The following is a 13,311-nucleotide window of genomic DNA, read 5'->3' on the forward strand; positions in this document are numbered from 1 at the left end:
AGTAATATCTAAGGTAAGGTGAATCGTGCTACTTTGCCTGAAGTATACCCAGAAAGGTCGACAGGTTCACTTGCTAATGTCATTGAGACGTTTTCTGGAGCGCCTAAAACGACACGATACGGCTTAGCACCATCCAATTCTAGACTTTGTCCGGCTTTTTTTACGCCTGTCGCTAAAGTTCGACCCGACGCATCTTTAATTTGAATCCAGCAATCCGCTTCAAAGTTCATCACCAATAAATTTGGCGACACCACTGGCGCTGTATTTTCTTGTATTTCAGTGTTTTGCTGGGAGTCTTGAGCGTCAACAATCTCCTCGTCCGTGATCGCGGCATCAAGACTATCTTCGACAGATGGTGTATCTTCTTCAGCAGCACTGCTCTCTTGCGGGTCAATTTGTGTCTCTTCCGCATCTTCTAGCGCTTCTAACGATACAAAATCTGTCTCTGACGCAGACATAGGAGCATCACTTTCAGGTATGTCTTCCACTTGCGCTTGGCTTTCTGCTGGCGGAGGCGTGAGATCATCATTTTTTTGGTTTTGCCACCACCACACCGATGAAATACCAATGATGACAGCAAAAATCCCCCAAGTGAGTAACATAATGCGGCTGTCATGTTTGTCGGTCTTGGTTTTGCGCGAGAAGCTTTGCATCTCATGTTCTTCAGAGCGAACACCACCTGTGCTCTCAAGCGCCCCCAACACCTCACTCTCATCAATACCCACAGCCTTGGCGTAAGAACGTAAATAGCCACGAGTGAAAGTGGCAACCTGACCGTCCTCATATTGATTTTCTTCAATATTTTGAATAAGGGTTAAACGCAAACGTAGTCTATCTGCAATCTGCTTTTGGCTCAGTCCGAGCTCTTCACGTTTGCGCTTTAAAATAGTTCCTGGCTGAAGTTGAGATGGTTGGGTCTGTTCTAATTCGCTTTCAATACTCATACGGAGTGCTATCTCTTTTATTGTGTGCCAGATGCTTTGTCACTTTTGTTCTTTTCCTTTAGTAGTGACACCGGATCAGGCTAAATGTTTGGAAATTGGGTCATAAAGATCCGCCTATTTTGATGAAATAGTCTCAAATAGGATAAATCAATTAGTTAATTCAACATTCTAATAGATATTAGTCAATACACAACACGAGGAAGGTTTAGAAATCGCAGACGGGTCAAGCTTTTTCCCAAAATTAACAAACGAGTGACTTCAACCTGTCGTCTTGCATATAAAAAAGCCGGAGTAACAACTCCGGCTTATAAAACTGATTTTACTGCATGGCTTTAACTGGGATCGTCTCACCTTTCGCCGCAGCAAGCATTTTAGTTCGTTTAGTACGATCAATGACATCGCCGACCAGCTGACCACAGGCTGCATCAATATCATCACCACGGGTTTTACGCACAGTAACAGTATGACCAAGCTGCATCAACGTCTTTTGGAAACGGTCAATGCGTGAGTTGCTGGGTTTCTTGTAAGGCGATCCTGGGTATGGATTAAACGGAATCAAGTTAATCTTACAAGGCGTATCTTGCATTAGCTGTGCCAATTCACGAGCATGGTCCATATCATCGTTCACGTGATCTAGAAGTACATACTCAACCGTTACTTTACCGCGGTTTGCATTGGAAGAGGCAATATAACGGCGAACAGACCCAAGGAAGTCGTCAATGTCCCAGCGATCGTTAATCGGCATAATTTCACTACGCAGCTTATCGTTTGGTGCATGCAAGGAAATAGCCAAAGCAACATCGATTTTTCCGGTCATTTGATCGAGCCCAGAAACAACGCCGGACGTTGAAACGGTAACGCGACGTTTTGATAATCCGAACGCATTATCATCTAGCATCAACTCAAGGGCAGGCAAAAGGTTTTTCATATTAAGCAGTGGCTCACCCATTCCCATCATCACCACGTTGGTGATTGGACGACGACCCGTCTCTTTTTCTAAACCAATTTCACGCGCCGCTCGCCATAACTGACCAATGATTTCAGACACTTTTAGGTTACGGTTAAACCCTTGTTGAGCGGTTGAGCAGAATTTACATTCAAGCGCACATCCGACTTGAGATGAGATACATAACGTCGCGCGATCATCTTCTGGAATATACACGGTCTCAACATCTTGATCGCCAACATTCATAGCCCATTTAATGGTGCCATCAGACGAATGCTGCGCTTCTGATACGGTAGGCGCTGTGACTTCACAACGCTCAATCAGCTTAGCTTGCAGCTTCTTGTTGATGTTGGTCATCTTTTCGAAGTCATCGACACCGAAATGGTAGATCCACTTCATAACTTGATCGGCACGGAATGCTTTTTCACCCAGCTCTTCAGCGAAAAATTCACGCAGACCTTTGCGATCAAAATCGAGTAGATTGATTTTTTCAGTGGTCATGAAACCTCACAAATGACGGAACGATAATTAAGGGCGCGAATTGTACAGCCTTTATTCAACGACAACAAGGGGTGTAACACCCTGTAATTACTAAGGCATTAAAAACGCAATGATTAAAGTTTATACAACAAAATAAAGGTGTAAATCGTCGCTTAAGAAACGATCAATCACTCCATTATTTGCTGCTTGATTTGAGCCACAATGGCGTTCAAGCCGTTGCCTCTTGATGGGCTTAAATGCGCAATCAACCCGGTTTGTTGAAAGTAGTGTTGAATATCAAACTGCTCGATTTCAGCGCCCGTCTTGCCATTAAACGCCGCCATCACCAATGCAATGAGGCCACGAACGATACGCGCATCGGAGTCAGCACAGAAAAACCACTGTTTGTCATGTTGCTCTCCCACGAGCCAAACCTGGCTTTCACATCCCGAAACTTTGACTTGCTCGGTTTTGAGGGTATCCGGCATAACTGGCAGCTTTTTCCCCCACTGAATCACTTGGCGATATCGATCTTCCCAACTGGTGAGGGGCTGCATCGTGGTAACCACATAATCGGAGTCTATTTCAGGACCAAACGGAGAATAAGGCAATGCGGACATACAGTGCTCCCTAAGCGTTATAATGCTTTTGAATCAGTTTTTCGATGATTCTCGAGACGGCGATAAACCCAAAGCTCGCAGTCACGACAGTTGCGGCACCAAATCCACTGGCGCAATCCATACGCTTAGGCCCTTCTGCGGTTGATTTAACCCCGCAGACGCTGCCATCCGCTTGTGGGTATTTCAGTTGCTCGGTCGAAAAAACACAATCAATACCAAATTTACGCTGCGGGTTCTTCGGGAAGTTGTGGTGACGGCGCAAGGTATCTTTGAGCTTTTTCGCCAATGGATCTTGAATGGTTTTAGTTAAATCGGCGATTTTAATTTGTGTCGGATCGGTTTGCCCACCCGCACCACCGGTGGTGATCACTTTAATTTTATTACTACGGCAATAGGCCAGCAGAGACGCTTTTGCCTTTACGCTATCAATCGCATCCAGCACATAGTCGTACTCTTTTGACAAATACTCGTGCTGGTTGCTTGGCGTAATAAAGTCATCGATGAGGTTTACCTTACAATCTGGGTTAATCAGCGCAATGCGCTCAGCCATCACCTCGATTTTGCTTTGCCCTACGGTGCCGCTCATAGCATGAATTTGGCGATTGATATTCGTTACGCACACGTCGTCCATATCAATCAGAGTCAGTTGGCCAATACCGCTGCGTGCTAGCGCCTCAGCAGCCCATGAACCCACCCCACCAATACCGATAACACAAACATGTGCCGCACGAAGAACCTCGACTTGTTGATCCCCATATAGGCGGCGAGTGCCCCCAAATCGCTGGTTATAACTGTCAGAAGCTGGCGTCTCAAGTTCACGCATAATCAATGCCCAATCCGTACAAAAACAAAGAGTGCGTTTTATACGCACTCTTGATCAAAAAGTCTAGATTCGTTCTACGTTACTCTTTGGCTTCCGTTTGCGGTTTTCGCTCTGGCGGCATGACCCAAGGCGCTTCCGTGGGTGAGTTTTGTAAGCCAAGTTTCCATACACGCCCAAAGTGCTTATAGTGCCCCGCTTCCGTCCCCGCTCGTGGTCCCATACCATGGTATAAATCAAGGTGGTTTTGTTTGACTGCGCCGCCAGTATCAAGAACCACCAGCAAACGTAATTGATGCGTCCCACTCCACGTCCCATCCGCATTTAGCAGCGGCACTTCGGCAAGAATAGGAGTTCCCATTGGAAACACAGTGCGATCTCCCGCCACCGAAGCCATCGGCAATAAAGGAATGCCCGCCGTCCCAGTCACTGGTGCTGCAGAGCGTGGGTCAAAGAAAACAAATGAGGGGTTTTGTTCTAAAAGTTCGCGTACGGTCTCTTCATCATTCGCCAATACCCAATCTTTTATGGCCTTAAGCGACATTTTTTCACGCTCAACAAGCCCACGTTCAATCAGCACTTTACCGATGCTCACATAGGCTTTGTTATTTTTACCCGCGTATGCAAAATACTCGAGCGTATCATCTTCAAAGTGAACAAAACCGCTGCCCTGAACTTCCATGATAAATGGGTCAATCATGTTCGCAGCATAACCGAGCTCTAGGCCATGCTCACTCAACGCGCCGTTATAAATCTGAGCTCGTGTTGGACAATCCGCCTCACATTCAGGTTTGGCATAAACGGGATATTTAAACTTGGCATCAGGTGTATGACGCAGTTCCATAACCGGTGAAAAGTACCCCGTGAACAGGACATTGCCTTTACTGTCGCCTCCACCAAGCTGAGCGGCTTGTATTCCATATTGAGTGAGTTCTTTCGGATCACCACTGGCCAACACCCAATCATTGAGTTTTTCGTAGAGTGGTTGATAAATGGCGGCCATTGACGGCGAGTTTTCAACAACTTGCTCGGCTTGAGTGTAAAACGTGCTGTAATCACGTGGTTTATTGGAGTCAATCGCAACGGTCGGATTTAAGATTTCAGGGAACTGTTTATTGTCGTACTGCTGAGCACGATCAGTAGGCTGGGCACAACCAAAAAGTAAGGCTAACGTTGCGACAGGCAGGCATTGTTTGAACACAAAAAACATCCTCAAGTTAAGTTGTAATGAGGATGACAAACTCCGTCTCAAATCTCAATCATTCCATTATGATTAGTAACGATTTTGGTCTTTTCCTGACAATCGATACACGGGCTGGTAATGCGGCGATGAGATCCGCTTCATTTCGGCATTATTGTGATCTTTCATTTTGTAACGCAGCGTGTGGTTGCCGAATTGATAACTCAATTCAGTACCATCAAACTCAAACTGAGTCGCGACCACTCTTCCTTTAATCGTCACTCCATGTTTAGACAGCACTATTTTCTCTGCCGCATACGTCGCCACATTCTGCTCCACCCAAGTTCCGTAGACGGATGACTTAGGATTCATAATCTCACTGATGTGTTGACCAATATTGCCAAATATAGAAACAACCACCACGGTGCCAACCACGGCAATGGCAATAACCATGCGCTCAACCAGTTTTCTCTGCGGTGTTTTCATCTCACCCTTTTGTTGGTTTTCTGCTACAACTTTACTCACAAGCGTTCTCTAAGTGTTGTCTCTATTTCTCTACAGTCAATTAATCTATCTCAGTGATAAATGCCCCAACAACGACGCTAACAACAAAATGGCTGTCTAATTCCAAAATTAACTTGCCTTCAAAAGAATAAAACATCAGTATTTATACATATAAATTCAAAATAAATGGGTATTTTGTGAAAATTCGCAGCACCGCTCTTGTCAAAGGCTTTCGTCAATCCGCCCCTTACGTTAATGCGCATCGTGATAAAACCATGGTCATCATGCTCGGCGGTGAAGCTATCGCCGATAATAACTTTGCCAATATCATTAGCGATCTTTCTTTGCTTCATAGCTTAGGGGTTAAGATTGTCTTGGTGCATGGTGCTCGCCCACAAATTAATGCGCTTTTAGAAGAACATAATTATTCAACTCCATATCACAAAGGCATTCGCATTACCGACGAAAAAGCCCTTAATTTTGTGATGCAAGCGTCCGGTCGCCTACAACTGGCGGTTACCGCTCAATTGTCAATGAGCCTTAACAACACGCCAATGGCGGGGACTCAGCTCAATGTGGTTAGCGGTAACTTTGTGATCGCTCAGCCGCTTGGTGTCGATGATGGCATTGATTATTGTCATAGTGGTCGTATTCGGCGCATTGATAGTCAAGGAATCAATCGCATGCTAGACCAAGGTTCAATTGTTTTGCTTGGCCCTATTGCTAGCTCCGTCACAGGGGAATCTTTTAATCTCACCTCCGAAGAGGTCGCGACTCAAGTCGCGATCAAATTGAAAGCGGATAAACTCATCGGCTTCTGCTCAGAGCAAGGGATCATGAATGATAATGGTCACGTCATTGCGGAGCTCTTCCCTCGTGAGGCAGAAAAAGTATTGCAGAAGTTGGAAGCAGATTATGATCCGAGCAGCGAGCAAAGTTCAGGCACGGTACGATTTATTCGTGCTGCGACCAGCGCATGTCTAGCGGGAGTACCGCGTGGTCATTTAGTCAGTTACAAAGAAGATGGCGCCCTGATTCAGGAACTGTTCTCTTTTGACGGTATTGGCTCGCAAATCGTTACCGCTAGTGCCGAGCAAGTAAGGCAAGCGCATATTGATGACATCGGCGGCATTCTGGAACTGATTCGCCCGCTTGAGGAGCAAGGTATTCTCGTACGACGCTCGCGTGAGCAACTCGAACAAGAAATCACGCTATTTACCATCATCGAGAAAGATGGCCTAATCATCGGCTGTGCGGCGCTCTACCCATATAAAGAAGATAATATGGCGGAGATGGCATGTGTTGCCATTCATCCGGAGTATCGAGATGGCGACCGCGGTCTTCTACTGCTCAACCACATGAAGCTCCAATCCCGTTCGCAGGGCATTAAACAAATTTTCGTATTAACAACTCATAGCTTGCATTGGTTCAGAGAACAGGGCTTTACCGAGATTGGCGTCGAAGGTCTACCGATGAAAAAGCAAGGGCTGTATAACTATCAACGCAAATCTAAAATCCTTGTTCTCCAAGTATGATTAGAGAGCGATAGGAATTTAAGTTCATAATCAATTAGTTATAAAGGTTAAAAATTAACCTTTATTTTGTGATATTGATCGTATAATATTTCGCCTCAATTCCTAGGAAGCGAATTGATCAATCTTATGATTGAATAAGCATTTAACACGCAGGGATTGCTTTTAAGTCGATAAAATATCACTGAGAGCAACGATTGAATGAAGACCATTATTTGTAATTCAGTACAAAGTTTTTGGGACATGGCTGACAATGAACTTCTACACGGCCAACACGTCCATTGTGTTTTTCCGGTTACTGAACCATTGAGAAATTTTATTCTCAACTACCAAATCAAATACAACATCGAAAAAATCTCATTTAGCAGTTTATTCAACTCGGTCGGTTAAACCGACCGAGTTTTCCATGCATTCTTAACTTAACCTCTCCACCAATCCACTTGCGCGCTGAGTCTGTATTTGTACACCACGCTTGAGTAAGCCAATATTGGCATAAACGTTCAATTGCTTTTTCGCTCGTGTAATTCCGGTATAGATCAGTTCTCGAGTGACAATTGGCGTGAAGTCAGGTGACAGAATCATTAACGTAAAGTCAAATTCGCTGCCTTGCGACTTATGAATCGTCATTGCATACGCCGTTTCATGTTCAGGGACACGACTTGGTAATACCGCTTTGATTGTGCCATCTGACTGTTCAAAATAGACCTTAAGTCGTCCATTCTCTCCAGGCTCTTGAATACAAATACCAATATCACCGTTATACAACCCCAACCCGTAATCATTACGAGTGATCATAATCGGCCTGCCTGAGTACCAAACTTCATCTTGAGTACGAATTAGACGCCGCGCCGCGAGCGCCTTTTCAATTCGCTGATTAAGCCCTTTTACACCAAAATCACCTTCACGAATAGCGCATAACAATCGGCAGCGATTAAAGGCTTCTAGCGCTTGTTTTGCGATGTTTTGCTGCTGCTGAGGGGATATTTGTGAATGATTGATATCCGATTTATCAATCTTAAGCAGCTCGAGGTAATGACGATATTCGCTAACCAAGGTTTGAAGCATCTGATGGTAGTGATGGCTATCTAAGTCAAAATGCGCGATATCATCAAAAGCGGCATTGGCAAATACGGCATCGATCTGCGTGCTATCACCTGCATTGACCGCCTTAGCTAATTGCCCTATTCCCGAACGACCATCAAAACGGTAACTCTTTTGCAGCATGCACAGGCTATCCGCTATGTCGCGATTATGGCCATTGGTGTTGGCTAAACTTTCAAACCCTGTCAATTCGGCGAGTCTTGTACTTTGCGTCTGGCTATAACCAAATCGATGAAATGAGCAAATGTCACCAAGTACCGCTCCGGCTTCAACGGAAGAAAGCTGATCTTTATCACCAAGTAAAATCAATCGAGCATGCGCAGGCAACGCATCGACCAATTTATACATCATCGATAAATCCACCATCGAGGCTTCATCGACAACTAATACATCTAAATGCAGCGGATTTTTTTGGTGATGACGAAATTCGGCACTACCAGGAATGACGCCTAATAAACGATGCAAAGTACTTGATTCTGTGGGGATATGTTGCTTAACGTCTGGACTGACTGCCAGTGAATCAACCGCTTTAGCGATGGATTCGGTTAACCGTGCAGCGGCTTTGCCGGTGGGGGCCACCAATTTAATATTGGGCAACGCTCCTTGCTGCTTTTCTTGCGCCACCAACGCGGCTAATAGTTTCGCCACCGTGGTGGTTTTCCCTGTGCCAGGCCCACCTGAAATCACAGCAAAACGTCTTGTTAGCGCCATTGCTGCCGCCACTTTTTGCCAGTTCAGACACACGGCGTTAGGAATCAAATCATCCAACTCCGTCAGCGCGTCTACCCGAGACGCCTTCACCAATACCTGATCAATCGCCTGCCAGTCTAGTGTATGTGGCGTTATCACATCCAACATATCGCATACTAATTGCTGACGGCTTACTTGGTTATCTCGGCCTTGTTGTTTGGCCTGATTCAGCGCACTAAATAAATAACGATATTCACGCGCAAAAAGATGGTCGAGCAGCGATTTAAGCTTTTGGATCATGGGAAGCTCTAAGCTCACTGGTGTCCCAAAGCTAACTAAACGCGAAGCCAGCTGACATTCATAGTGCCAATAGCGATTTAAATACAATCGCTTACCATCAAAAATAAGTGGCAACGCAGATTGTTCACTGGCCACCATCGGCGACGAGGAAAGCCGCTCACGCCAATCAACCTGTTGCCATTGATGACGTAACGCTTGCGCTATCTCGCCATACAGACCTAGACTCGCTGATGGGTCAAATGGTGTCTGAGCCTTCTGGTCAAGCACCATGCAGATGTGCCCTTTTCCCACCTCACTGCTGACCAGCGCGGCAATAAACGCCAGCGTCCAGTCATCACTTTGGTGGTAAATAAATTGCCCAAATTGATGGTCGAGCTGACGGAGATAACCTTGCGCAGTCAGCTGTTTCAGTGCCTGTTCCCAGCGAAAATCCCTCATAACCCCAACTCCATCTGACCGTGTTGCTGATCACGATGGTCCACTTCCAAGCCATCAATTAATTTGTCCATTTCATCTAAAAATTCAGCACTCGGTTTTGCAGAGAAAATCCCATGCTCACTGTGCCCATCCATACCACGTAGGAAAAGATAATAAACGCCGCCAAAATGTTGCTGGTAATCATAATTGGCCAAACGACTCCGCAAAAAACGGTGTAGCGCCAATGCGTAAATTTGATACTGTAGGTCGTAACGATGCTCTGCCATGGCCGAGTTCAGCGCCTCACCGTGATAGCACTCAACTCGATCACCCAAATAGTTAGACTTCCAGTCGAGAACATAATATTTACCTTGATCGACGAAGACTAAATCAATAAAGCCCTTGAGCATACCTTGCACCGTTTGAAAACCGAGATCGCCTGCGCGGGCAGAAAGGTTATCGTGGCGCTGAACAACACGATTTAACGCCGCAGAAGAGAGTACTTTGATGGGTAAAAGAAACTCCATTTCGACCAGTTTTTGCCGATCATCTTTAGTATTGAGACGAAGATTTTTACCATCCAACGGGGTACTTAACACCGTATCGACTAATGATTGGAGAATTGGCAACCAAGATTCATCCAACTGCTCCTCGACAAGCAACTCGCGAATCACTTGATGGTTATAGTCACTGTCGGCACTCTCAGTAAACCGAACCTCTTCAAATAAAGTATGTAAGAACGTCCCCGGGCGAGCGCCTTTGGGAAACGTAAAAATACTCTGCTGCGGCTCAATCAGTTCTTGCTCACCCTGCTCTTGCGCTGAATCAATATCAAAGCCAGAAACTTCCATCGTCGCATCATAATCATTGTGGTGACTTTGCTTAATTAACCCAGAATAACTGGTAATACGCCATAAGCGATCCACCGCTTGGCTAAGCTCACTGGCTTGATAATCATTGGATTCTGAAGATATCGCCTGATAACGCTCGGAAGTTAACTCGGGCGGCTCGGTATAACTGACACATGACAATTGCGATGCGTGCTGACCGATGGCAGCACTTAAATCAGAAATCGTTCCTGGCTCTCCGTTTTGCAGCAGATAGCCAATCGCACTTAAATGCACACCTGTTGGCTCTTTGGTTGAGCGCCCGTTACGCAGCGGCGCCGCCCCAATAAAACAGCCGTAGACAGCACGCGTGAGGGCGACGTAAATTAAACGAAGATCTTCTGCTAAACGTTCTTTATCTGCTTGCTTAAGCGATGCTGAATTGGCTGATATATCAAGCATAATTCGATCATGCTCGCTGTCGTAGTACTTAGCTTCCGATGCTTCCCGATACGCACAGACAAACGGCAAAAACACCAAATCATATTCCAGTCCTTTGGATTTATGGATAGTCACAATCTGTACTAAGTTACGTTCTGACTCCAAACGCTGAATTTGCTCGTCGCTACCGCTAAGCCCTTGTTCAGCCTCACTGATTGCTTGCGCTAACCAGCGTAGTAACCCATGATCACTTTCAAGCTCACTGCTTGCCTGTTGCAGTAATTCCCCGAGGTGCATCATATCCGTCAGTTGGCGCTCTTTTTCTTCGGCTAACCAGCGCTCGGCAATGTGTCTTTTGCTCATGACACTACGCAGCATGGGTAATACGCCTCGCTGCTGCCAGAGTTTGCGATACTCTTTAAACTCTTCAACCGCATTTTCCCACGCGTTTTCATCGTTATTAAGCGCATCAAGTTGCGCCGCATTCAGCGCAAACATTTCGCAAGCCAATGCCGCGCGCAGCGCACGGTCTTGCTCTGGAGTTAACACTGCCTGCAATAAACGCTGAACGTCTTGAGCGACCGAACTAACAAACACGCTGTCTCGATTTGACAAATACACACTGGCAATCCCCTGCTCAGCAAGTGCTTGCTTGATTAATCGACCTTCACTTCCGGTACGAACTAAAACCGCGATATCGCCCGCTTTAATCGCCGTGCGTTTATCGCCATTACACAGCGATGCCATACCTTGCTGAGAGGCGGTGAGAATAGTTTGGATTTGACTGGCGGTTGCCGACGCCATGACTTGTAAGTAACCCCCTTTGCTTAGTGGTTTATCATCGGCAGGTTGCAACCAATAAGTGAGGGCTGGCTGTTTTTGGTCACCGATAGCCCAAAAGCGTTGATTGGCATTTGGGCTAGCATTGACCGGATAAAATGGAATATCTTCATCGTAGATAAATGGGCTGTCTGCGGCTGAAAAAACTTGGTTCACAGCGGCAACCATTTCAGCGCTCGATCGCCAGTTTGTCCCTAGAGTGTAATGTTGAGAAACTTGGTTTCGCGCCTTAATATAAGTAAAAATGTCTGCACCGCGAAACGCATATATCGCCTGTTTCGGATCTCCGATCATAAACAACCCGCACTCGGGGTGGTTAAGATACACTCGGCTAAAGATCGAATATTGCAACGGATCGGTATCTTGGAATTCGTCAATCATCGCCACCGGATATAACTCTCGAATGCGGGCGACCAATTGCTGCTGATCATCTTGATCAATCGCCGCCGATAACTGGGCAAGAAGATCATCAAACGATAGCCATTGCTTTTGCTGTTTGGCTTTTATCAACATGGTTCGACATTCACGAATGGCATGCGCCATTAATGGGCTTTTGAGCGACACATCTGCAGCAAGAAACGTTTCAATTAACTCAAAGACCGAGTGAGTTGGCGCTTCACCTTTTGGGGTTTTCTCAAGCAGCACATTCTGAGCAAATTTTCCAAGCGCTTCTGGTGTATGGTAATCATGCGTGTCACTGTTCGCCCAAAGGTCCACCGCTTCAAGCCAATTTGGCAACGACTTTTTGCTATAGCTGCGCTTGTTGATATCGGAATTTGAAATCAGCTCGAGAAACTCATGGCTGTGCTCAAGCCAACGATTTTTCAGCGATTGAACTTGCTGCAAATTGTGTTCATGGAGTTCGGCAAGCTCGCTGTCCATTTCAGGTTCAGAAAGCGTCAGAGCTTGACCGCTCAAATATTGGCTAATGTCTTTGAGTAACGCGTGTGGTGAAGACCAAATCTGCCTGACCTCACCGGCCAGTGTTAATCCCAAAGGATAAAAATAACGTCGCCAATAATCGGCTACCACTTGCGCTTTAAGGTGGCTTTCATCCGTCACAAACTCGTTATTAAACCGGCTGCCTGATTCAAAGGCATTTTGAGTCAGCATCCGCTGGCAAAAACCATGTATCGTATAGACTGCGGCTTCATCCATTTGACGTTCTGCTTGCAGTAAGGTTTTTGCCGCTTCACGGTGATCAGTCACTGAGTCCAATAACGGTCTAATCACTGGATCATCACTGTGACCACGAGCAAAGGCCATTCGCGCATCGTGGATCCGGCGACGAATTCTATCACGCAGTTCCGCGGTCGCGGCTTCCGTAAACGTCACAACTAAAATTTGATCCACCGTCAGCGGTTTAGCATGGCGCTGCTTATCTGCACCATGCCCTAACAATAAACGCAGATAAAGCCCAGCAATGGTAAATGTTTTCCCTGTTCCTGCCGACGCTTCGATGAGACGAGCACCGTGAAGAGGGAATGTCATCATATCCAAGGCTTTTGGCTGTGCCTTAACTGTCATAGTATTGAGACCTTTCATTGCAATACGCTGTTCTAATTGTGAGTTAGGCCAGATTATTTAACTCCTAAGCTCACACCTAATTTTAATTTGCTAAGTAGTGAGATCTGACTCACGGACGTCACCGAAGTCAGCCTTTACTATC

At 45.9% G+C, this 13,311-nt stretch carries 10 protein-coding genes; 2 read left to right on the forward strand and 8 right to left on the reverse strand.

Translation table 11 applies throughout. The features are described from left to right. Positions 1 to 8 precede the first annotated feature (8 nt). From rodZ to ACFFUV_RS08960, 6 genes are all read right to left on the reverse strand, one after another. A complete protein-coding gene (gene rodZ / locus ACFFUV_RS08935) occupies positions 9 to 944 on the reverse strand; it encodes a cytoskeleton protein RodZ (protein ID WP_390191354.1) in 936 nt (311 codons plus the stop codon). 319 nt (positions 945 to 1,263) lie between these two features. Then, positions 1,264 to 2,391, reverse strand: a complete 1,128-nt coding sequence (gene rlmN, locus ACFFUV_RS08940) for a dual-specificity RNA methyltransferase RlmN (RefSeq protein WP_390191356.1) — start codon at positions 2,389 to 2,391, stop codon at positions 1,264 to 1,266. A gap of 167 nt (positions 2,392 to 2,558) precedes the next feature. Next, the gene (csdE, locus tag ACFFUV_RS08945) at positions 2,559 to 2,990 is read right to left on the reverse strand and encodes a cysteine desulfurase sulfur acceptor subunit CsdE (protein ID WP_390191358.1); all 432 of its coding nucleotides are present in this window, start codon (positions 2,988 to 2,990) and stop codon (positions 2,559 to 2,561) included. A 10-nt stretch (positions 2,991 to 3,000) separates the two neighbouring features. Beyond that, the gene (gene tcdA, locus ACFFUV_RS08950; RefSeq protein ID WP_390191360.1) at positions 3,001 to 3,813 is read right to left on the reverse strand and encodes a tRNA cyclic N6-threonylcarbamoyladenosine(37) synthase TcdA; all 813 of its coding nucleotides are present in this window, start codon (positions 3,811 to 3,813) and stop codon (positions 3,001 to 3,003) included. Between the two features lie 79 nt (positions 3,814 to 3,892). Continuing rightward, the gene (mltA, locus tag ACFFUV_RS08955) at positions 3,893 to 5,011 is read right to left on the reverse strand and encodes a murein transglycosylase A (RefSeq protein WP_390191362.1); all 1,119 of its coding nucleotides are present in this window, start codon (positions 5,009 to 5,011) and stop codon (positions 3,893 to 3,895) included. Between the two features lie 72 nt (positions 5,012 to 5,083). Continuing rightward, positions 5,084 to 5,515, reverse strand: a complete 432-nt coding sequence (locus ACFFUV_RS08960) for a DUF2850 domain-containing protein (RefSeq protein ID WP_390191363.1) — start codon at positions 5,513 to 5,515, stop codon at positions 5,084 to 5,086. Positions 5,516 to 5,691: 176 nt separating this feature from the next. Between ACFFUV_RS08960 and argA the strand changes: the two genes are divergently transcribed. Next, a complete protein-coding gene (argA, locus tag ACFFUV_RS08965; protein ID WP_390191365.1) occupies positions 5,692 to 7,029 on the forward strand; it encodes an amino-acid N-acetyltransferase in 1,338 nt (445 codons plus the stop codon). 198 nt (positions 7,030 to 7,227) lie between these two features. After that, complete coding sequence (locus tag ACFFUV_RS08970) at positions 7,228 to 7,416, forward strand: hypothetical protein (protein WP_390191368.1); 189 nt, start codon at positions 7,228 to 7,230, stop codon at positions 7,414 to 7,416. 24 nt (positions 7,417 to 7,440) lie between these two features. Here ACFFUV_RS08970 and recD read toward each other — a convergent pair whose 3' ends face one another. Continuing rightward, positions 7,441 to 9,555 (reverse strand): exodeoxyribonuclease V subunit alpha, encoded by a 2,115-nt coding sequence (recD, locus tag ACFFUV_RS08975; RefSeq protein WP_390191370.1) that lies wholly within the window; start codon positions 9,553 to 9,555, stop codon positions 7,441 to 7,443. Next, positions 9,552 to 13,169: an exodeoxyribonuclease V subunit beta gene (gene recB / locus ACFFUV_RS08980; RefSeq protein WP_390191372.1), complete on the reverse strand. Its 3,618-nt coding sequence runs from the start codon at positions 13,167 to 13,169 to the stop codon at positions 9,552 to 9,554. The genes recD and recB overlap by 4 nt, the downstream gene beginning before the upstream one ends. Between the last annotated feature and the right edge of the window lie 142 nt (positions 13,170 to 13,311).

It is taken from the genome of Vibrio olivae (assembly GCF_042428525.1).
GTDB lineage: Bacteria > Pseudomonadota > Gammaproteobacteria > Enterobacterales > Vibrionaceae > Vibrio > Vibrio olivae.